The sequence below is a fragment of the Neorhizobium galegae genome (assembly GCF_017877055.1).
Taxonomy (GTDB): Bacteria; Pseudomonadota; Alphaproteobacteria; order Rhizobiales; family Rhizobiaceae; genus Neorhizobium; species Neorhizobium galegae_D.
Genome location: NZ_JAGIPG010000002.1, coordinates 1618953 through 1639887 on the forward strand (window position 1 = coordinate 1618953; position 20935 = coordinate 1639887).

At 62.3% G+C, this 20935-nt stretch carries 21 protein-coding genes; 7 read left to right on the forward strand and 14 right to left on the reverse strand.

Annotation, left to right across the window (positions count from 1 at the left end; genetic code table 11):
• Nucleotide 1: 1 nt before the first annotated feature.
• Nucleotides 2-652: a hypothetical protein gene (locus tag J2857_RS18490; RefSeq protein ID WP_210011522.1), complete on the reverse strand. Its 651-nt coding sequence runs from the start codon at nt 650-652 to the stop codon at nt 2-4.
• Between the two features lies 1 nt (nt 653).
• Complete coding sequence (locus J2857_RS18495) at nt 654-962, reverse strand: DUF3572 domain-containing protein (RefSeq protein ID WP_007765574.1); 309 nt, start codon at nt 960-962, stop codon at nt 654-656.
• Nucleotides 963-1094: 132 nt separating this feature from the next.
• On the opposite strand from J2857_RS18495, the gene J2857_RS18500 reads away from it, so the two are divergent.
• Both J2857_RS18500 and J2857_RS18505 read left to right on the forward strand, forming a co-directional pair.
• A complete protein-coding gene (locus tag J2857_RS18500; protein ID WP_007765577.1) occupies nt 1095-1466 on the forward strand; it encodes a response regulator in 372 nt (123 codons plus the stop codon).
• 16 nt (nt 1467-1482) lie between these two features.
• Nucleotides 1483-2853, forward strand: a complete 1371-nt coding sequence (locus tag J2857_RS18505) for a PleD family two-component system response regulator (protein ID WP_210011523.1) — start codon at nt 1483-1485, stop codon at nt 2851-2853.
• Nucleotides 2854-3626: 773 nt separating this feature from the next.
• Here the strand turns inward: J2857_RS18505 and rpmG are convergent.
• The 6 genes from rpmG to topA all read right to left on the reverse strand — a co-directional run bounded on the left by rpmG (nt 3627) and on the right by topA (nt 11248).
• Nucleotides 3627-3794 (reverse strand): 50S ribosomal protein L33, encoded by a 168-nt coding sequence (gene rpmG / locus J2857_RS18510; RefSeq protein WP_003547442.1) that lies wholly within the window; start codon nt 3792-3794, stop codon nt 3627-3629.
• A gap of 91 nt (nt 3795-3885) precedes the next feature.
• Entirely contained in the window at nt 3886-5070 is a 1185-nt protein-coding gene (locus J2857_RS18515) for an MFS transporter (protein WP_210011524.1), read from the reverse strand.
• Between the two features lie 10 nt (nt 5071-5080).
• Nucleotides 5081-5767, reverse strand: coding sequence for an NUDIX hydrolase (locus J2857_RS18520; RefSeq protein ID WP_210011525.1), 687 nt, complete (start codon nt 5765-5767; stop codon nt 5081-5083).
• A complete protein-coding gene (locus J2857_RS18525) occupies nt 5764-6216 on the reverse strand; it encodes a DUF983 domain-containing protein (RefSeq protein WP_210011526.1) in 453 nt (150 codons plus the stop codon). Before J2857_RS18525 ends, J2857_RS18520 begins: the two co-directional genes overlap by 4 nt.
• Before the next feature lie 2 nt (nt 6217-6218).
• Nucleotides 6219-8573 carry a ribonuclease R gene (rnr, locus tag J2857_RS18530; protein WP_210011527.1) on the reverse strand — a complete coding sequence of 785 codons (2355 nt, stop codon included), beginning with the start codon at nt 8571-8573 and terminating at the stop codon, nt 6219-6221.
• Complete coding sequence (gene topA, locus J2857_RS18535; RefSeq protein WP_210011528.1) at nt 8570-11248, reverse strand: type I DNA topoisomerase; 2679 nt, start codon at nt 11246-11248, stop codon at nt 8570-8572. The genes rnr and topA overlap by 4 nt, the downstream gene beginning before the upstream one ends.
• Before the next feature lie 247 nt (nt 11249-11495).
• Between topA and J2857_RS31000 the strand changes: the two genes are divergently transcribed.
• Nucleotides 11496-11720, forward strand: coding sequence for a hypothetical protein (locus J2857_RS31000; protein ID WP_245363419.1), 225 nt, complete (start codon nt 11496-11498; stop codon nt 11718-11720).
• Here J2857_RS31000 and dprA read toward each other — a convergent pair.
• From dprA to J2857_RS18555, 4 genes are read right to left on the reverse strand one after another with little or no spacing between them, the layout of a single operon-like run.
• On the reverse strand, nt 11700-12842 hold the full coding sequence (dprA, locus tag J2857_RS18540; protein WP_210011529.1) for a DNA-processing protein DprA: 1143 nt from the start codon (nt 12840-12842) through the stop codon (nt 11700-11702). The genes J2857_RS31000 and dprA overlap by 21 nt on opposite strands.
• 13 nt (nt 12843-12855) lie before the next feature.
• Nucleotides 12856-13473, reverse strand: coding sequence for a glycerol-3-phosphate 1-O-acyltransferase PlsY (gene plsY, locus J2857_RS18545; RefSeq protein ID WP_348635685.1), 618 nt, complete (start codon nt 13471-13473; stop codon nt 12856-12858).
• A gap of 13 nt (nt 13474-13486) precedes the next feature.
• Nucleotides 13487-14773, reverse strand: coding sequence for a dihydroorotase (locus tag J2857_RS18550; RefSeq protein WP_210011531.1), 1287 nt, complete (start codon nt 14771-14773; stop codon nt 13487-13489).
• The gene (locus J2857_RS18555) at nt 14770-15711 is read right to left on the reverse strand and encodes an aspartate carbamoyltransferase catalytic subunit (RefSeq protein WP_037080450.1); all 942 of its coding nucleotides are present in this window, start codon (nt 15709-15711) and stop codon (nt 14770-14772) included. The genes J2857_RS18550 and J2857_RS18555 overlap by 4 nt, the downstream gene beginning before the upstream one ends.
• A gap of 193 nt (nt 15712-15904) precedes the next feature.
• On the opposite strand from J2857_RS18555, the gene J2857_RS18560 reads away from it, so the two are divergent.
• Entirely contained in the window at nt 15905-17557 is a 1653-nt protein-coding gene (locus J2857_RS18560; protein WP_210011532.1) for an acyl-CoA dehydrogenase family protein, read from the forward strand.
• Here J2857_RS18560 and J2857_RS18565 read toward each other — a convergent pair.
• Nucleotides 17539-18474, reverse strand: coding sequence for an AEC family transporter (locus tag J2857_RS18565; RefSeq protein ID WP_210011533.1), 936 nt, complete (start codon nt 18472-18474; stop codon nt 17539-17541). The genes J2857_RS18560 and J2857_RS18565 overlap by 19 nt on opposite strands.
• A gap of 184 nt (nt 18475-18658) precedes the next feature.
• Here J2857_RS18565 and J2857_RS18570 point away from each other — a divergent pair, with 184 nt between their 5' ends.
• From J2857_RS18570 to J2857_RS18580, 3 genes are all read left to right on the forward strand, one after another.
• Nucleotides 18659-19303, forward strand: a complete 645-nt coding sequence (locus tag J2857_RS18570; RefSeq protein WP_210011534.1) for a TetR/AcrR family transcriptional regulator — start codon at nt 18659-18661, stop codon at nt 19301-19303.
• 94 nt (nt 19304-19397) lie between these two features.
• Nucleotides 19398-19883 (forward strand): group II truncated hemoglobin, encoded by a 486-nt coding sequence (locus J2857_RS18575; RefSeq protein ID WP_210011535.1) that lies wholly within the window; start codon nt 19398-19400, stop codon nt 19881-19883.
• A gap of 294 nt (nt 19884-20177) precedes the next feature.
• On the forward strand, nt 20178-20504 hold the full coding sequence (locus J2857_RS18580) for a DUF6105 family protein (protein WP_210011536.1): 327 nt from the start codon (nt 20178-20180) through the stop codon (nt 20502-20504).
• Here J2857_RS18580 and ruvX read toward each other — a convergent pair.
• Nucleotides 20447-20935 (reverse strand): Holliday junction resolvase RuvX, encoded by a 489-nt coding sequence (gene ruvX / locus J2857_RS18585; RefSeq protein ID WP_210011537.1) that lies wholly within the window; start codon nt 20933-20935, stop codon nt 20447-20449. The two genes, J2857_RS18580 and ruvX, sit on opposite strands and share 58 nt — an antisense overlap.

Below are 20935 nucleotides of genomic sequence, written 5' to 3' on the forward strand. Positions count from 1 at the left end.
GTCAGGCGGCTTTGGGCTGGATATGGCTACGGATCAGCTCGGCGGCATGGGCCCAGTCGGTTGCCCGGACGATGCCTTCGGCGGGTTTCGGCGCAAGCAGATGCAGGGGCGAGTCGGGCATCATGTGGAGGAGGAGGCACTCAGAGACATGATCCCGCACCGAATGAAGATTATGCGCCATGTCGTCGATGAAGACGGAGGGCAGGGGGCGCCCGGCATGCAGGCGCTGCATGATCGGCCCCTTCGGCTCTTCGCTGGCGATCATCGGGAAGGTGAGGCCGATCTGGTCGAGAAGCCGGCGGCGGTGTTCCCGATAGCGCGGCGGCATCGCGGTGAGAAACACGACGTCGGCATCCTTCGACAGCGCGTCGAGCGTCTGGACGACGAGGTCGGTGGGGATCTGCCAGTTCTCCTGGGCCTCGAAGAAAGCCTCAATCAGCCGGCGCACATCCGGGTGCTCAAGCGCGATCTGGGTCTCAACGGAGACGATATTGCCGGTGAGCCGGAACGAGCGCGGCAGCAGTTCATGGCCTTCGCCGCGCAGAAACTCCTGGAAGGGGGCCACGAAGTGCAGCACCACATCGTCGATATCGCAGACGACGAGCGGCCGGTCGCCGAGGCGCACATGCGAAAGGTCGAGGATCTCGGTCATCTCAATAGTCGCCGGAATCGAGCCCGGGGCCGGAATAGTGATGCGAGGCTGCTGCCACGGCTTCAGGCTTTGTATCCGTCGCCTCGCAGAAGGCCAGCAGAGTCGGCTCATGCCCCATCAAGAAATCGATCATGCCGGCGAGAAAGCCCGGATCGTTTACCGCATTGCGCAACTGGTTGGGCTGGACGCCGGAAAGGGCGAGGAAACGGCCGAGCATATCGGGTTCGCTGGCGAGCCATCCGAGAATGGCGGCCGCGGTCTCTTCCGCCTGGGTTCTGTTGTTTCGAGTATTACCGGGGTCGCGCCGCATTGTCTGCCGAGTTACCTCTTTTTCAACTAAATGGCTTTACCGTGCCTGATAGGCGCTCTGTGGAATCGGCCGTTCCGGGAGCTTATATACTGAAGGCACTCATGCAAGCCGGGATTTAAGGAACGGATCGCCATGCCCAAACGGGTCATGATCGTCGAGGACAACGAGCTGAACATGAAGCTCTTCCGCGACCTGATCGAAGCATCGGGATACGATACCATCCAGACCCGCAATGGTATGGAAGCGCTTGATCTTGCACGCAAACATCGCCCCGACCTGATTTTGATGGATATCCAGCTACCCGAGGTTTCGGGTCTGGAAGTCACCAAATGGCTGAAGGAAGACGATGAATTGCACGTCATTCCGGTGATCGCGGTCACCGCCTTTGCCATGAAGGGCGATGAGGAGCGCATTCGCCAGGGTGGCTGCGAGGCCTATGTCTCGAAACCTATCTCGGTGCCGAAGTTCATCGAGACGATTAAAACATATCTCGGCGACGCGTGAAAACGGGACGGATCTCATGACGGCGCGGATACTGGTAGTCGACGATATTCCGGCGAATGTGAAGCTGCTCGAAGCCAGGCTTCTCGCCGAGTATTTCGACGTCCTGACCGCCGATGACGGCTACAAGGCGCTGGCGATCTGCGACAGCACGCATGTGGACCTGATCCTGCTCGACATCATGATGCCCGGCATCGACGGTTTCGAGGTCTGCGAACGGCTGAAGGCCAATCCGCGCACCGCTCATATTCCGGTCGTCATGGTCACCGCGCTCGACCAGCCTTCCGACCGCGTGCGTGGCCTCAAGGCCGGTGCCGACGATTTCCTGACCAAACCGGTCAACGACCTGCAGCTCATTTCGCGCGTGAAAAGCCTGGTAAGGCTGAAGACGCTCAGCGACGAACTGCGCATCCGCGCCGACACCGCCAGCAATATCGGCCTGGAAGACATGCTGAAGGGGGCTGACGGCCGCGAAGAGACGGCCCAGGTCCTGCTCGTCGACGGACGCGCAAGCTCGCAGGAACGCATCATCAAGGCGCTGAAGCCGGTCGCCGGCGTCATTGCCATGTCCGATCCGCAGGCAGCACTTTTCGAAGCGGCGGAGAGCCCGGTCGATCTGGTGGTCGTCAACGCCAATTTCGACGAATATGATCCGCTGAGGCTCTGCTCGCAGCTGCGCTCGTTGGAGCGCACGCGCTTCCTGCCGCTGCTGCTGGTGACTGAAATGGGCGCCGACGATCTGATCGTGCGGGCGCTCGACCTCGGCGTCAACGATTATATCGTCAGGCCGATCGACCCGAACGAACTCATGGCGCGCGTGCTCACCCAGATCAAGCGCAAGCGCTACAACGATCGCCTGCGCATGAGTGTTCGCCAGACGATCGAGCTTGCCGTCACCGACGGGCTGACCGGCCTCAACAACCGGCGTTATCTCGACAATCACCTGAAGGTGCTGTTCAACCGGTCTGCTGCACGCTCACGGCCGCTGTCCGTCTGCATCACCGATATCGACCGGTTCAAGTCGGTCAACGACGCCTACGGCCATGATGCCGGCGACGAGGTGCTGAAGGAGTTCGCAGCCCGCGTCCGCTCGACCGTCAGGGGGGCCGATCTTGCCTGCCGCTACGGCGGCGAGGAATTCGTGGTCGTCATGCCCGATACCGACGCCATGTCGGCCGCTGCGATTGCCGAACGGCTGCGCAGCATCATCGAGAGCCAGCCGTTCCACCTGAAGACGGCCGGTATCATGCTCAATATCACCGCCTCGCTCGGCCTTGCCTGCAGCACGCAGGGCGCCGAGACGCCGGAACAGCTCCTAAAGCAGGCGGACCGCGCGCTGTATGAAGCGAAAAACGGCGGGCGCAACCGAGTGGTTGCCGCAGCCGCGTAGAGAATCAGTAAATCCTGAAATTCCCGCCCGCCTTCCCGGACGGCGAAAACACCGAGACAAGGCATCCGGTCCCCAGTTATTTCTGGATGGAACCCAATTTTTTACAGGTACGAATTAATGGAAGAATTTTATGAACAGCAGTCAGTTAAGGGGACTGCTGCAGCGCATTCAAGAAATTTCGAATGTATCCGCGCATTTTTCAGATCTGCCGGCGGAGAATAGCTGTTTGAATTGGCGTTGATCTTTTTGCATGGCTGAGAAGATAGACAGCGCTCGCCGAGGATGTGCTTGAAACCTAGAAGGCCTTTCTAAGGGCTAGATCAAAGTAAGCACATAAAGCGCCCGGAGTAACTTTGGATTTATGGCAGGAAAACCGGAAAAATATCAGTAGCGGCCGCGGATTTTAACCAACAACAGTGAAGAATTCGGTTCGAGATTAAGATTGTGTTGATTTTCTTTTCGTTTTGCGCAATTTTGGCCCCGACCAGACAGTGTACCTGAAATGGTACATAGATACCCCATGATGCTCAGGTCCGCCGCATCTCCTGGGTCGTGGGGTCGGTCGACTGGCAGGCATACCAAAGCGGTTCCTCGTGCCGTGATTGCAGGCTGGTCGACCCCCATTTGGAAGCGCCGCTCCAGGCCTCTGGAGCGGCGCTTTTCCGTTTCTACGCAGCCTGTCATGTTCTGGATCACCCGGCAGGGTGAAACGCAAAAGAAAAGGCGCCAAGCCCTATCGGCTGGCGCCCTTCGACAAACCCTTAGGTCAAGACTTACTTGATCTTGGTTTCCTTGAACTCGACATGCTTCTTGGCGACCGGGTCATACTTGGTCTTGGTCATCTTGTCGGTCATCGTGCGGCTGTTCTTCGTGGTGACGTAGAAGAAACCGGTGTCAGCCGTCGACAGCAGCTTGATCTTGATGGTCGTAGCTTTCGCCATGGTGTTCTGCCTCTAAGAAAAAATGAAGCCGCGGACGCGGGTTGGGTCCACGGCGAAATCTGGCGCGAAATTACAAATCGCGCCCGAAAAGTCAACTCCGTTTTGACCGGAAAAGCATTCGGCAGAGGGAAACCAGCACATAGAAGCCGAAGAATCCCGCCAGTGCCCAGGCAAAACCGTCATTGCCGGCGATATCGATGGCAGCGCCGATGCCCTGCGGACCGGCCACGGTGCCCACCGCATAGCAGAAGATGAAAGCCGCGTTGGCGGCGGCAAGGTCGGCGCCACTGAGTCTCGACCCCAGATGCGCAAGGCCCACCGTATAGAGGCCGGAGACGCAGCCGCCCCAGAAAAACAGGACCACCGCCATCATGATCCAGTTCTGGATCAGGAAGGGCAGTGCCAGCGATCCCGCAACGCCGAGGACGGCCATGGCTGTCAGGAGCGGCCGCCGGTCCCTCAGCTTGTCGGAATAGAGGCCGAGCGGGATCTGGAAGGCCATGTTGCCTATCCCCATCACCGTCAGCAGCACCGCGGTCTGAGGTTCGGTCAGTGCGGAACGCAATGCATAGATCGGGAACAGCGACAGTCCGCCCGCCGACACCGCGCCGAAGGCGAACACCGCCGCCGTCGCTGTCGGGACCAGGAAGATATAGTGGAAGAAATGCCGGTCGGGCTTGGTGTTCAGGACAGGGCTTTCATTGCGGGCAATGAAGATCGGGATGATGGCCAGCATGATGATCGCCGCCCCGACCAGGAAGGGCAGGATGCCGTCGCTGCCGAGCGCGGAGAAGAGCAGGGGGCCGATCGCGAAGCCGATGGCGAGCACCGTGGCATAGATGCCGAGAACGAGCCCACGGCGGCGTGGCGGGGCTGCCTCGTTGATCCAGAATTCCGACAGGATGAACAAGGTCGTCGTCGCACCGTGGAAGGTGAAGCGCAGCGGGAACCACATCCAGAAGGCATCCGCGTAATAAAAGCCGATGGCGCTGATGGCAGCGACGAGCACGGCGAACATCATGGTCCGCGCCACGCCGCAGTCATGGGCGATCTTGGTGGTGATCGGGGCCGCGACCATCGAGGCGACGCCGGCCATGGCGGCGTTGAGGCCGATCAGGGTGGAGGAAATTCCGCGCTTTTCAAGAATGATGCTGAGGAGCGGCAGGCCGAGGCCGATGGCGATGCCCACTGCACTGATGGCGGATATGGCGGCGATCAGCGATGGCCAGTGAATCTTTTCGACATGGCCGTTGGCGTCTGTCGTCGGCTGAGCCATTCAATATTCCTTACAGTCGGCTGCGGACGAATCGTCCATGACGCATGAAGTAGAAGGACACCGGGCTTCCAAACGGTAAAGACGGATCGGATGCCATCAGGTTTTTCACGTCCTCCATAACCGCCTGGGTGATGCGCGGGAGTTTCAGACCCGAAAGCTCGGCAATGTCAAGCCAGCGCACGTCCTGAAGTTCGTTTGAGTCGCCGAGAAGCGCCATGTCGAAGACGGTTTCGTCGGTGAATGCGAGAAAGAAGCGCGTGTCGTAGCGTCTGACATTGCCAGGTGGCGTGATGGCGCGGGCGACGTAGCGCAGGCGGGAGAGGTTTGCAGCGCCGCCGCCGGCAAGCCCGGTCTCCTCGTGGAGTTCCCTGAGGGCCGCGAGCGCCAAGGCCCGGGCGCGGGCCGAGGTCATGCGGGCCGCGGTGCCGGTAACCAGCTTTTCGAGAACGAGCGGATCGAGATCGGCGCTGAAGGGAAGCGCATGGTCGCGGGCATCGCGCTTTCCGCCCGGGAACACGTAGACGTCCGGCATGAACACATGGCCGCTGCCGCGCCGGCCCATGAGGACCCGGGGAGCCACATCCGAGCGATCGATCAGGATCAGGGAAGCTGCGTCCCTGGGCGCCACGCCGGCCACGCGCGCATGCTTCGGCGCGTCCATTGCGAACGGAGCCTGTTCCTCGGCAGACGATGTCATCCGATCGGTCCGCCCCGGCCTGGGTCGACCGCCTCATCCTCCTTGCCCCCGAAGCCGTGCATCTTCAGCGCCCACTGGAAGCCGATGACGCCGCCCTTGATCGGCTGGATGGTCAAAAGCGCCGCGAGGATCGCCAGCGGCACCCAGATGGCGAGATGCACCCAGGGGGAGGCCCGAAAGGCCATGTCGGTCAGCAGATAACCGGTCATCAGCACATGGCCGACGACGACGATGACCAGATAGGCCGGCAGGTCGTCGGCGCGGTGATGATGGATTTCCTCGCCGCAGACGGCGCAGGTATCGACCGGTTTGAGGAAAGCCCGGAACAGGCGGCCGGTGCCGCAGGCAGGACAGGTAGAGAGCAAGCCCCGCTTGATGGAGCGGCCGAGCGGCCTTTCGGCCTCCTGTGCGCCACCATATCGGACTGTCTGTTCGCCCTGTTTCTGCATTCCTATCTCCTTCGGCCACTCCGCGGAGGCCGCGTGCCGGGTTGTGCCCGGCCGCGCCGCCCCGATTTATGGAAGGAGCGGATCGCGGTCGGCAATTTCTTGCCCTCGCTCAGCATTTCGAACTGCAGCGCGCCGGCAAGCGGGATCGCCTGCTTCAGCCGCACATCGACCGTATCGCCGATCTGGTAGCCGAGACCGGTCTTCTCTCCGGAAAGCGCCTGATGCGCCTCGTCGTAGATGAAGTAGTCGTTGCCGAGCGTGGATATAGGGATGAATCCGTCCGCACCATAGGTCGGAAGCGAGACAAATAGTCCCGCCTTGGTGACGCCGGAGACGCGGCCGACGAATTCCTCGCCGATCCGCTCGCTCAAGTGGTGGGCGATCAGCCGGTTGATCGTGTCGCGCTCGGCGGCCATGGCGCGGCGCTCGAAGGTCGAGATCTCGGCGGCGATATCGTCGAGCTGCGCCTCTTCTTCCGGCTTGATGCCGCCTTCGCCCAAGCCCAGCGAGCCAACCAGCGCGCGATGCACGATGAGGTCGGCGTAGCGGCGGATCGGCGAGGTGAAATGCGCGTATTTCATCAGGTTGAGGCCGAAATGGCCGATATTCTCGGGGCTGTAGATCGCCTGGCTCTGGGAGCGCAGCACCATCTCGTTGACCATCACCTGATGCGCTGTGCCTTCGGCCTTGGCGAGAATGCCGTTGAACGAGTTGGCGCGCATCTGGCCGCCCTTGGCCATCGGAATGCCGAGCGTCGCGAGAAACTCGCGCAGCGTCTCCTGCTTGGCGAGCGAGGGCGTGTCGTGGATGCGGTAGATCAGCGCCTGCCGTCTCTTTTCCAGTGTCTCGGCAGCGGCGACGTTCGCCTGGATCATCATTTCCTCGATGAGCTTGTGCGCATCGAGCCGTTCCGGCACATGGACCCGATCGACGGTGCCGTCGGGTTTCAGGATGATCTTGCGCTCCGGCATGTCGAGTTCGAGCGGCTGGCGTCGGTCGCGACCGCGCTTCATCACCTCATAGGCATGCCAGAGAGGCTTCAGGATCGGCTCGAGCAGCGGCCCGGTCTTGTCGTCCGGCTTGCCATCGATCGCGGCCTGCGCCTGTTGGTAGGACAGCTTGGCGGCGCTCTTCATCATGATCCGGTGGAAGGTGTGGCCGGCCTTGCGGCCTTCCTTCGAAAACACCATCCGCACCGCAAGTGCGGGCCGGTCCTCGCCCTCGCGCAGCGAGCAGAGTTCGTTGGAGATACGTTCGGGCAGCATCGGCACGACGCGGTCCGGGAAATAGACCGAGTTGCCGCGCTTCAGCGCCTCGCGGTCGAGCGGAGAGCCGGTGCGGATATACCATGAGACGTCGGCGATCGCGACGGTGACAATCACGCCGTCCGGATTGTCGGGCGAGGGGTCGCGCTCGGCATAGACCGCGTCGTCATGGTCCTTGGCGTCGGCCGGGTCGATGGTGATCAGCGGCAGCGAACGCCAGTCCTCGCGTTGCGCCATGGTGGCGGGCTTCGCCGCCTCGGCCTCGTCCATCACCTGTTTCGGGAAGATGTGCGGGATGCCGTGCGAATAGACGGCGATCATCGAGATCGCCTTTTCCGAGCCGATCGTGCCGACGATCGACAGAACCCGGGCGCGGGGAAGGCCGAAGCGCCCGGAACGAACGACTTCCGTCTCGACCAGGTCTCCGTCCTTGGCCTCGCCGATATCGGCGGGCTCGATCACCATTTCCTCGCCGCGCCGGTCGATCGGCAGCAGGCGCAGTTCGCCATCGGCGAGCTTGTGGACGATGCCGAGCGAGGCGCCGCGGCGCTTGTCGATGATTTTTATGACGCGGGCGGTATACGCAGGACCGGTCCGGTCCTTGTTCGGGAAGATTTTTGCCAGCACCCGGTCGTTGAGCCCTGCGGCGGCCACCCTGCCTTTGCCGCGAGTGTCCGACGACTGGCGGACAAGCACTGCCGGCGCCGCACCCAGCTCCTCCGGCCATTCGGCGGGCCGGGCGATCAGTTCGCCGTCCTTGTCGCGGGTGGTGATGTCGAGCACGGTAACCGGCGGCAGCGCATCGGGACGGGTGAGCGACTTGCGGCTCTTCTTGAGAAGGCCTTCCTCTTCCAGCGTACGCAAGAGGTCCTTCAGTTCGACGCGGGTATCGCCCTTCAGCCCGAAAGCCTTGGCGATCTCTCGCTTCGATCCCTTGTCGGGATTTTCGGCGATGAATTCGAGCAGGACGTCACGCGGCGGCACGGCACCGTGGATGATCACCGGCTTCTCCGTTGCGGAAGCGGCGTGACTGCGGGCAACCTTGTCGGGGCGTTTTCCCTGATGTCTCGATCTATCGCGTGGTTCTCTCACGTGCCTGTCTTCTTCGCCTTGGGTGCGGCGGCCTTTTTCGCCGGAGCTTTCGCCTTGGCTGCCGTCTTGGCTTTCGGTGCCGCCTTCTTCGTGTCGGTGGCTGTCTTGGCGGCGGCTTTCTTCGGCTTTGCCTTGGACGACGGTGCCTTGCCGCCCTTTTCGATGATGAAGGCCATCGCCTGTTCCATCGTCACCGACTGCGGATCGAGCCCCTTCGGCAGCGTGGCGTTGATCTTGCCCCAGTTGACATAGGGGCCGTATTTGCCGTCGCGCACGGTGATCGAACCGCCGTCCGGGTGATCCCCGAGTTCTTTCAGCGCCGCAGGCGTGCCACGAGTGCGGCCGCCGCCGGCCGCTACCTTGCTCTGCTTTTCGGCAAGCACGGTCACGGCGCGGTTGAGGCCGATCGAGAACACGTCCTCGATGCTTTCCAGATTGGCATAGCTGCCGTCATGAAGCAGGAACGGTCCGTAACGGCCAAGCCCGGCCGAGATCATCTTTCCCGATTCCGGATGTTTGCCGACGTCGCGCGGCAGATTGATGAGCGCCAGCGCCTTTTCGTGGTCGATGTCCTCCGGCTTCCAGCCCTTCGGCAGCGACGAACGCTTGGCTTCCTTGCCGTCGCCGCGCTGGATATAGGGTCCGAACCGGCCCGAACGCAGCGTCAGTTCCTCGCCGGTATGCGGATCGGCACCGAGTGCCTTCGGTTCGTTGAGGCCGTTCGCTTCCGCATCCGCGCCGCCTTCGGACGAAAGCTGGCGGGTGTAATTGCAGTCCGGATAATTCGAGCAGCCGACGAAGGCGCCGTATTTGCCGAGCTTCAGCGACAGGTTGCCCGTGCCGCAGACCTGGCAGATGCGCGGATCGCTGCCGTCCTCCCGCTTCGGGAAGACCAGCGGCGCCAGCGTCTCGTTCAGCGCATCGAGCACGTTGGTGACGCGCAGTTCCTTGGTGTCCTCGATCTGGGCGAAGAAATCCTGCCAGAATTCGCGAAGCACCTGCTTCCAGTCGAGTTCGCCGGCCGAGATCTTGTCGAGCTTTTCCTCAAGATCGGCGGTGAAGTCGTATTCCACGTATTTGGTGAAGAAGCTTTCGAGGAAGGCCGTCACCAGCCGGCCCTTGGAATGCGGGATCAGCTTGCGCTTGTCCATCGTCACATATTCGCGGTCGCTCAGCGTCTTCAGCGTCGCGGCATAGGTGGACGGCCGGCCGATGCCGAGTTCTTCCATCTTCTTGATCAGCGAGGCTTCCGAATAACGCGGCGGCGGCTCGGTGAAGTGCTGGCTGGCATTCACTTTGTTTTTGTCGAGTTTTTCGCGGGCATTGATCTCGGGCAGGCGGCCGTCTTCATCGTCGTCCTCGCCCTTTTCGGCATCCTCGCGGCTGTCCACATAGGCGCCGAGGAAGCCGTCGAAACGGATGACCGAGCCGACGGCGCGCAGGCCCGCCTTCTCGCCCTTGTTGTCGGCGAGGATCTCGACCGTGGTGCGCTCGATTTCGGCGGATGCCATCTGGCTGGCGATGCCGCGCTTCCAGATCAGTTCATAAAGACGAGCTTGGTCGGAATCGAGGTAACCGCGCACCTGGTCCGGCGTGCGGGTGAAATCGGTCGGCCGGATCGCTTCGTGGGCTTCCTGGGCGTTTTTCGCCTTGGTGGAATAGAAGCGCGGCTTTTCCGGCAGGTAACGTTGTCCGAACTGGTCGACGATGGCGCTGCGGGCGGCATCGATCGCTTCCGGCGCCATCTGCACGCCATCGGTACGCATATAGGTAATGAGACCGACCGTCTCGCCGCCGATATCGACGCCTTCGTAGAGCTTCTGCGCCACCTGCATGGTGCGAGAGGCGTTGAAGCCGATATTGGAGGAGGCGGCCTGCTGCAGCGTCGAGGTGGTAAAGGGCGGGCCGGGATTGCGCTTGACGGGCTTGGCCTCGACCGTGTCGACCAGATAGGTCGCGCCGTCGAGCAGTGCCTTCAGGCGGTTGGCATCCTCGCCGTTCTTGATCGAGCGGCCCTGCAGCCGCTTGCCGTCGGCAGACACGAGGCGCGCCTCGAACTCGTCGCCGCGCGGGGTGCGCAGGAGCGCCGACAGGTTCCAGTATTCCTCCGAGACGAAACGCTCGATCTCCGACTCGCGGTCGCAGACGAGGCGCAGCGCAACCGACTGCACGCGGCCGGCGGAGCGGGCGCCCGGCAATTTGCGCCACAGAACCGGCGACAGATTGAAGCCGACCAGATAGTCGAGCGCTCGGCGGGCGAGATAGGCGTCCACCAGCGGCACGTCGATATCGCGCGGATTGGCCATCGCATCGAGCACGGCCTTCTTGGTGATGGCGTTGAAGACGACGCGCTTGACCGGCTTGTCGCCGATCAGCTTCTTCCTCTTCAGGAGATCGAGCACGTGCCAGGAAATGGCTTCCCCTTCGCGATCCGGGTCGGTCGCGAGGAACAGGCCGTCCGAGCCTTTCAGGGCGTCGGCGATATCCTTCATGCGCTTCTGGGAGGCGCTATCGACTTCCCACAGCATTTCGAAGTCCTGGTCGGGAAGTACGGAACCGTCTTTGGCTGGGAGATCGCGCACATGGCCGAACGAGGCGAGAACCTTGTAGCCGGAGCCGAGATACTTGTTGATTGTCTTGGCCTTGGCGGGAGATTCTACGACGACAACATTCATTTTGCTTCTCTGCAATAGAGGCTTGGCCCGGAACCCTTGCGGTCCAGGCGGAAATCTTGACCTCCCGACATGGAGGGCGTTTGCCTCGCGGTCAAGGGGCGTATGCCAAATTATAGGGTACAACGAGGTGCAACCTGAAGAAGATTTGCAATTGGTTGCAATCTTAAATAAATGCGATATGGTCCGCCACATACCTCAAGGTGAATTTATTTGGACTGGTGGCCGACTTTTTTTGACAGGATAGAATATGATTTCTCGGAGCGAGACAAACGGCCGGCGCGAGGACGATACCAGGGAAAATATCGCTTATATAAGGCAGATGCTCGGAGAACTCCGGCAGGTTGCCCTGGGGGAGGGAGCCGATATGCTCTGTTATCTTATCGAGATGGCCTATGTGGAGGCGGGGGATGTACAGGCAGGCCGACGTCCCCGCTCGGTCTTCCATCGCGACTCAGGCATCCATCGCGATTGAGACGAGACCGCCGACATGCCGATGCAGTCGACCGGCGAGATCGAGTTCCAGCAGGATGAGATAAACGGTAGAGGCGGGCAGTCCCGTATGGCGGATGATGTCGTCCACCTCGACCGGCGTCGGCCCCAGCGCCGAAACGATGATCGCCCGGTCGTCGTCATTGGGCGGCAGTATGTCGCTGAATTTCTTTGGTTCTTCCACCACAGAACCGTTGAACAGATCAAGTTGCGAGAGCGGCGCCAGCGCTTCGATGACGTCGGCCGACCCGGTGGTGACGATCGCCCCCTGTTTCAGAAGCCCGTTGGTGCCGTGGCAACGCGGATCAAGCGGCGAGCCGGGAACGGCGAAGACAAGCCGTCCGAAATCGGTCGCCATCCTGGCGGTAATCAGGGAGCCGGAACGCTCCGCTGCCTCGACTACCACGACGCCGAGCGAAATGCCGGATATCAGCCGGTTGCGGCGGGGGAAATCCCGTGCGCGGGGCTCCCAGCCGAAGGGCATTTCGCTCACGGCAAGGCCTGCGCCCTCTGTGATCTCGTCGAGCAGAGGTACGTTCTCCGGCGGATAGGGCTGGTCGAGACCGCCGGCCAGCACTGCGATCGTTCCGGTATCGAGGCTGGCGCGGTGGGCGGCGGTATCGATGCCGCGGGCAAGACCTGACGTCACCGTATAACCGGCACGGCCGCAATCTCTCGCGATCATCGCGGCGAACTTGGCGCCCGATATCGAGGCATTACGCGACCCCACGACCCCGACCGACGGACGTGTTGCGGCGGAAAGTTCGCCTTTCATCGCAAGAAGCGGTGGCGCGCCTTCGATCTGGCGCAGCGCCGGCGGATAATCGGGTTCGCCGATGCCGACGAAGCGAGCGCCAAAGCGATGGGCGGCTTCGAGTTCGCGCTCGGCCTCCTGCACGCCGGCAATCCGGATCGCCCTGGTTGCTCCACCGCGGGCGGAAAGTTCGGGCAGCATGGCAAGAGCGTTTTCCGCCGAGCCACAGTGATTGATGAGATCTCGAAACGTGGCGGGGCCGACATTGTCGGAGCGGATAAGCCTCAGCCAGGCGATCCTCTGCCTCTCCGTCAGCGCAATTCCCGTTCGCCTTGCGCTGCCATCCGGCATTGTTTCCCCCGGTCTATCCCTTTTGGCCGATCCTGCTTTCGGTGCCGGCGATCAGCCGCTTGATATTCTCCTCGTGTTTCCACCAGGAAATCACGGTCATGACGGCCATGACGAGCGCAATCTTCGGCTCGTTTAAGAACCACAGCACAACCGGAATGACAAGAGTTGCAACCAGGGCGGAGAGCGACGAATATTTGCTGACCTTGGCGACGCCGAGCCAGATTGCGGCAAAGACCAGCACCATCCAGGGGGCGACGCCGAGCAGCGTGCCGATATAGGTGGCGACACCCTTGCCGCCCTTGAAGCCGAGCCAGACCGGGAAGAGATGGCCCATGAACGCCGCGAAACCGGCCAGCAGCCCCGCTTCCTTTCCGAAAAAATACCAGGCGACCAGCGCTGCGACGGTTGCCTTCAGCGCGTCGAGCAGCAAGGTGGCCGCCGCGAGCTTCTTGTTGCCGGTGCGCAGGACGTTGGTGGCGCCGATATTGCCCGATCCGATCGAGCGGATGTCGCCAAGCCCGGCGGCGCGGGTGAGGATCAGGCCGAAAGGAACTGAGCCAAGCAGATAACCGAATGCCAGTGCGGCCAGCGCGATGGGCAGGCTGATCTGCCAGTTGAAGAGTTCACTCACGCCCTTGCTCCCCTTAAAGCGTGTAGACGCACTTGCCGGCCACATACGTCGAGACGGCGCGGCCCGAGAATCGCGCGTCCTCGAACGGCGTGTTCTTCGACTTCGACAAGATCATATCCTTCGACACGATCCAAGGCTCGTCGAGGTCGATCAGCGTGATATCCGCCTTGGCGCCGGGCTTCAGCGTGCCGGCATCGAGGCCGAAGATCTGCGCCGGGCGGGTGGACATCGCATCGATCAGCCGCATCAGCGGCACGCGGCCGTCGTGATGCAGGCGGAGCGCGGCGGCGAGCAGCGTCTCGAGGCCGATCGCGCCGTCCTCGGCGTCCGCAAACGGCAGCCGCTTGGTATCGACGTCCTGCGGATCATGCGAGGAGACGATGATGTCGATCGTACCGTCGGCCACCGCATCGGCCATCGCCACGCGGTCGTCTTCGGTACGCAGTGGCGGCGACAGTTTGAAGAAGGTCCGGTATTCGCCGATGTCGTTCTCGTTGAGCGCCAGATGGTTGATAGAGACGCCGCAGGTGGCGTTGGCGCCGCGGGCGCGGGCGACCCGCATCGCCTCGGCCGATTCCGCCACGGAAATCTTCGCCGCATGATATTTCGCCCGTGTCAGGGCAGCGATGCGTAGATCCCGTTCGAGCGGGATGATCTCGGCTTCCTTGGGCACGCCGGACAAGCCCAGCCAGCTAGCGAACAGGCCTTCGTTCATCACGCCGTTACCAAGATATTTTTCGCGCAGTTCCAGAGAAACCACGGCGTCGAATTCGCGCGCATAGGTCATCACCCGGCGCAGGAGCAGCGTGTCGGAAAGCCCCTGCCGGCCATTGGTGAAGGCCACCGCACCCGACTGTTGCAGGAGGCCGATCTCCGTCATCTCCTTGCCGGCGAGCCCCTTGGTGAGAGCGGCGGCGGGATGGACGTTCACGACGGCCTTGTCGCGCGCCGTCTTCTGCACGAATTCCACCAATGCGATGTCGTCGAGTACCGGATCCGTGTCGGGCATCATGATGAAGGAGGTGACGCCGCCGGCAGCCGCAGCCCGGCTCGCCGATTCGATCGTTTCGGTATGTTCGGCGCCCGGTTCGCCCACATAGACGCGGGCATCGACGAGGCCCGGCGTCGCGACGAGGCCTTTGCAATCCCGGACCGTCGCACCTTCCGGTGCGCCCTGGTTCTGGGCTTGCTTGCCGGCGGCGAGGATGCGGCCGTCAGCGCCGATGATGATCGTGCCGGTCTCGTCGAGTTGGCGGGACGGGTCGATGATGCGCAGGTTTTTCAGCACGGTCGGGGTCATGCGCGTTCTCCCTGGTTTTGGGAGACGAGCAGGGCCTCCATCACGGCCATGCGGACCGCGACCCCCATTTCCACCTGTTGCTCGATGACGCTCTGCGGACCGTCGGCGACCTCGGAGGCGATCTCGACGCCGCGGTTCATCGGGCCGGGATGCATGACCAGCGCGTCCGGCTTGGCGACTTTAAGCTTTTCGGCATCGAGCCCGTAGAAGCGGAAATATTCGCGCACCGACGGCACAAAGGCGCCGGCCATGCGCTCGCGCTGCAGGCGCAGCATCATCACCACGTCGGCATCCTTCAGACCCTCTTCCATCGAGTGGAAAACCTCGACGCCCATGTCCTTGATGCCCGAGGGAAGCAGCGTCGAAGGCGCCACGACCCGAACCCGCGCGCCCATGGCGTTGAGCAGCAGGATGTTGGAGCGGGCGACGCGCGAATGCAGCACGTCGCCGCAGATTGCGACGATGATGCGCGACAGCTTGCCCTTGGAGCGGCGGATGGTCAGTGCGTCGAGCAGCGCCTGGGTCGGATGCTCGTGCTGGCCGTCGCCGGCATTGATGACAGAGCAGGCGACCTTCTGCGCCAGGAGTGCGGCGGCACCGGCCGAGGAATGGCGCAGCACCAGTACGTCCGGGCGCATCGCATTGAGCGTCATCGCCGTATCGATCAGCGTTTCGCCCTTCTTCACCGAGGAATTGCCGACCGACATGTTCATCACGTCGGCGCCGAGGCGTTTGCCGGCGAGCTCGAAGGATGACTGGGTGCGGGTGGAAGCTTCGAAGAACAGGTTGATCTGGGTGAGCCCCCGCAGCGTGGAGGTCTTTTTCTCCCGCTGCCTGGAAATCTTCACGGCCTCGTCGGCCTTGTCGAGAAGAAAGGTGATATCCTGTTCGGTAAGGCCCTTGATGCCAATCAGATGGCGGTGAGGGAAGAAGACCATGGACACGTCTCCGCTTGCGTTCGGCGGTCTATAAGGTCTGGCGGCAGGAGCCGCAAGCGGGCGCGGGACATATCTCGCGTCCATTGATGCTCACAGTGGTTTCTCGACGTGGGTGCGGCCTTTTGTTGAGAACGCCAGAAATCCTGAACCGGCGCCGTTCCCAGGCCCCGTAACTTCCGCTAGAACCCGTTTCATGAACCAGATGTCGCGCGCCGAAGAAAAATTTGCCGAACTGAACCAGCCTAAACCCTGGTCGGGCATCAATGCCTACCGATCCGATCCGCTGGTCGTCGACCTGACGAGCACGCTGAACCGCACCATCCGCGAGGAATACGACCAGCTTGGCCGTTACGTCACCTCGCCGGAGGCGCAGGAACTGGCGCGCATGGCGAACGAGAACCCGCCGAAGCTGAAGACCCATGGTCCGCGCGGCGAGCGGCTTGACGTTGTCGAGTTCCATCCGGCCTGGCACGCGCTGATGCGCCGTTCGATGCAGACCGGCCTGCATTCCTCCGTCTGGGAGAACATCCCGGAGGCCAAGGGCCACGAGCACAAGGCGCGTGCGACGCGTTTTTATCTGTCGGCGCAGCTCGAATGCGGTCATCTCTGCCCGCTGACCATGACCAGCGCCTCGATTGCCGCGCTGATGGCCTCGCCCCGCGTCCAGAAGGAGTGGGCGCCGAAAATCCTGTCGCGCAAATACGATTCGACGAATCGGCCGGCCTTGCAGAAGAGCGCGGTCACGCTCGGCATGGGCATGACGGAAAAACAGGGCGGCACCGACGTGCGCGCCAACCGCTCGACCGCCGAGCGCGTCGGCGAAGGCATCTACAGGCTTTCCGGCCACAAGTGGTTCATGTCGGCGCCGATGAGCGACGGTTTCGTGATGCTGGCCAAGACCGGCGACGGGATCGGCTGCTTCCTGGTGCCGCGGCTGCTGGAAGATGGGTCGGCGAACGGCCTGCAGTTCCAGCGCCTGAAGGACAAGGTCGGCAACCGCTCCAACGCGTCTTCAGAAGTCGAGTTCACCGACGCGTTCGGTTATCTCTTGGGCGAACCGGGCGGCGGCATCCGCACCATCCTCGACATGGTCACCCTGACGCGCCTCGATTGCGCGCTCGCCTCCGCCGGCATCATGCGTGCCTCGCTTGCCGAGGCGGTCCACCACACCCGCGGCCGCAGCGTGTTCGGCAAGAAGCTCGTCGATCAGCCGCTCATGACTCGGGTGCTCGCTGACATGGCGCTCGATGTTGCCGCGGCGACGGCGCTGAGCTTCCGGCTGGCCGATTCCTTCGACAGGGCCGCCAGCAGCCCGGCCGACGCCGCTTTTGCCCGCGTCATGACGCCGGTCATCAAATACTGGAACTGCAAGATCGCACCTGCGCTGATCTACGAGGCGATGGAGTGCATCGGCGGCAACGGCTATATCGAGGAACGGCCGATCGCCCGGCATTACCGCGAGGCGCCGGTCAACGCGATCTGGGAAGGCTCGGGCAATGTGATGGCGCTCGACGTGCTCCGGGTCCTCTCACGCGGTAAGGACCTGTTCGACACGGTGCTTGCCGGTTTCGAACGGGATCTCGGTCCCGCGGGCCGCAAGACGGTCGAGGTTCTGCGCGCCGCGATGGCGCTCTGCGAAACCGACGAGGGCGCAGCCCGCCTTCTGGTCGAGCAGCTGGCACTTGCGGCAGCGGCATCCGAACTGGTGCGGCTCGGAGCCGGAAAGATCGCCGATGCCTTCCTGGAAACGCGGCTCGCCGGCGGCTGGCGCTCGACCTATGGCATGCTCGATGCCCGGTTCGACGCGCGCTATATCGTCGATCTGCTCTATCCTGCAGCCGCGTAGGCGACAGCCGTCATCACGACCGGAATGGTGAGGAACGAGGCGACGACCTGCAGGGTCGCCGCCGCGGCATACATGTCCGCATCGCCGTTCAACTGCTTCGCCAACAGATAGCCGTTCATCGCGGTCGGCACCGCGGCGCTCAGTGCCAGAAGGACAAGCGCGTTGCCCTGGATTCCGCACAGGGCTCCGACACCGACGGCGACGATCGGAAAGGCGATCAGCTTTAAAAAGACGGCGAGGAGCGTGATCGGCCTCGGTTTGAGTGCGTCCATGATCCGCAGGCCCGCGCCGACCGTGATCAGGCCGAGGCTGAGCGACGCCTGCGACAACAGGTCGACCGCCACCATCACCGGTTCGTAGATCGGAATGCCGGCAACGTTGACGACGATGCCGAGCGCCGTCGAGAGGATCAGCGGATTGGTGCAGACCCTATAGAGGATCGCCCTGTAGTTCCGGTCATGGCCGGAGAACCACAGCAGCACGGTCACATTGATGAAGTTGAGCGGGATGATGATCGCAGCCATCACCAGGCCGACCATGGTCAGCCCCTGCTGGCCGTAGGTCTTGGCGGCGATCGCCAGCGCCATGAACGCGTTCCAGCGCGTCGCGGTCTGAAAGAGCGAGGTATAGGCCGGCCCGCCGACGCGCAGGTTCCGCAGCAGCGGCCATGCCAGCAGCAACCCGCCCGACATGACGAGCACGGAGATGATCGCCGCAAAACTGACTGTCAGGTTCTCGGTATTCGAAAAATCCGCCTTCGCCATGGTCGAAAACAACAGGGCGGGAAACATGACCCAATAACTGCACTGTTCGAGCCCGTCCCAGAAATCGGCATTGATGATCGGTGCGCGTTTCAATCCCATGCCGAGAAGAACCAGCAGGAAAATCGGCAGAACGCTTTGGAATACGATGAGCATTAGGGAGGACACGTCGGTGGGAGAATACGATCTCGTTAGTCCTCCCATCCCGAGAGTGCAATGCGCGGCCCCCCGAATTCAGGTGCAGGGTGTGCAATCCTGTGCATGGCGGCTGAGACCGCTTGCGGCGGCGGATGGCTCGGACTATCGCGGTGGGTCAAGACGAAACCGAAACAGGCGGAAAATGCTCCAGATCCCTGAAGTCACAGCGCAAGAAGGTTCGGTCGCCAAAGTGCGCAGCCGCGCCGGCACCGAGCGGGCGATCTTCCTGGCGGCCCGCGATCTGCTTGCGGAACAGGGGTTCCAGGGTTTCGGCATCAACGCGGTGGCGCGCCGGGCCGGCTGCGACAAGCAACTCATCTACCGCTATTATGGCGGCCTCGACGGGCTGATCGAGGCGATCGGCGCCGATCTCGGTACCTGGGTCAAGGATCGCATTCCCGAAGATACGGGCGGCATGTTCCTGCTCACCTATGGCGACCTGATGGAAAAGCTCTCCATCTATTTCATGGAAGCGCTGCGCGACGACCCGCTGGTCTGCAAGATCGTCGCCTGGGAGGTCTCGCAGGATACGCCGCAGGTCCGCCGGTTATCGGAAGCGCGCACAAAGGCGCTCGGCAAATGGCTCGAAAAGATGCGCGGCTCGCTGACGCCGCCCAAGGGCGTCGATGCCGCGACCACCAATGCGCTGCTGTTTGCAGCCATCCAGCACCTGGTTATATCAGCCGCGGTCAGCGGCCAGTTCGCCGGATTGGCGCTGAAGACCGAGAAGGACTGGGACAAGGTCGGCAACGCGCTCCGCCGCCTGGTCCGCGCCATCTACGGCTGACCTTTTCGCCGCAGACGTTCGTCCTGCTGGAAGTCAGGGATTGAAGCGGTGAGCGGCGCTCAGTATCTTTTGTAGAGATACGGGAGGGAGCGCCATGACGGTGCCAACGCTTTATGAATGGATCGGCGGCTTCGACGCACTCTTGCGTCTCACGACCGAATTTTATCGGCGCGTTCCGGCAGATGAACTGCTCGGTCCGGTCTTTTCCGGGATGGACCAGGAACATCCACGGCACGTTGCCATGTTCATCGCCGAGGTCATTGGCGGACCAAAGCTCTACTCGGAGCAGCGTGGCGGTCATCCGGCGATGGTACGCCATCATCTTGAAAGGCACCTGACCGAGCCGATGCGTCGGCGATGGATCAATATCCTGCTGGATACCTATACGGATCTGGAACTTCCGGCAGACCCGGAGTTCACATCCGCGCTGGTCGGTTATCTCGAATGGGGAACGCGGCTTGCGGTCGCCAATTCGCAGCCCGGAGCCAAGGTTTACGAACATGCGCCGATGCCGCAATGGGGATGGGGCGAAACCGGCGGTCCCTATATTCCGAGGAAACCGAAGTCGCCGGCAGCCTGACCTGCTTTATCCACAGGCGGCCTTGCGAAATTAACCATCTCCCCCGGTTTCCGTTGCGGTAAATCCCTGCGGGCTTAAGTTCGGCGTTAACGCACTGTTAACTACGACGTTCGCCGAGTATCCGCGTATGGGAACTGAAATCCGGAATATAGCATTGCTGATCGTCATGACGACGATCTTCGCGGCGCTAGCTATGGACATTGCCATCCCTGCCGTGGCCTTGAGCCTTATGGCTCTATCGAGATGGCTCGTGTCTCTGGAACTGTATCCGGTAGAGCCGAGGGGGAGAACTGCATGAAGTGGTTCCTGATTTTGTGGGCCGGTCCGGTCCTGCTGCTGTCCAGCTGGTACGGGCTTTCCTACTACGACATGAGCTTCGGCTTCTTCATGCTGACCCGCCAGACACATGATCTGGTCTTTCAGATCTACGGCAATATCCTCGGTATCCCGCCGGAAACCATTCCGCCATTGGTGGCGCGCGCCATCGCATTCGACAGCCTAGTCGTGTTTGCGATTGTCGCCTTCCGCAAGCGCCGCGAGATCGCCGCCTGGTGGGGGAAGCGTCAGCTGGCGAAATCCGTCTCCCTGCCGAGCGACGAGAGCCTGTCCAGAGCGCCTTGAAGAATGAAGCTTGCCGCAGCGGAATCGATCCGCTCGGCACGTTTGGCGCGCGATACGTCCATTTCCAGAAGCGCCCGCTCGGCGGCAACCGTCGACAGCCGTTCGTCCCAGTAGACGAAGGGCAGGGCGGTCTTTTCCGACATCGAGCGCACGAACGCCCTCGTCGCCTGCACGCGTGGACCGGCCGAGCCGTCCATGTTCGTCGGCAGGCCGATGACGAAGCCCGCCACTTTTTCCTTCCCGGCAAAGGCGAGCAGCACTTCGGCATCCTTGGTGAATTTCACCCGCTTGATGACCGGACGGGGAGAGGCAAACTTTCGGCCGAGATCCGACATGGCGAGCCCGATCGTCTTGGTGCCAAGGTCGAGCCCGGCAATCGCCTGTCCAGGTTTAAGGGCCTCAGCCAGTTCCTCGATGGTCATCACTGTCAT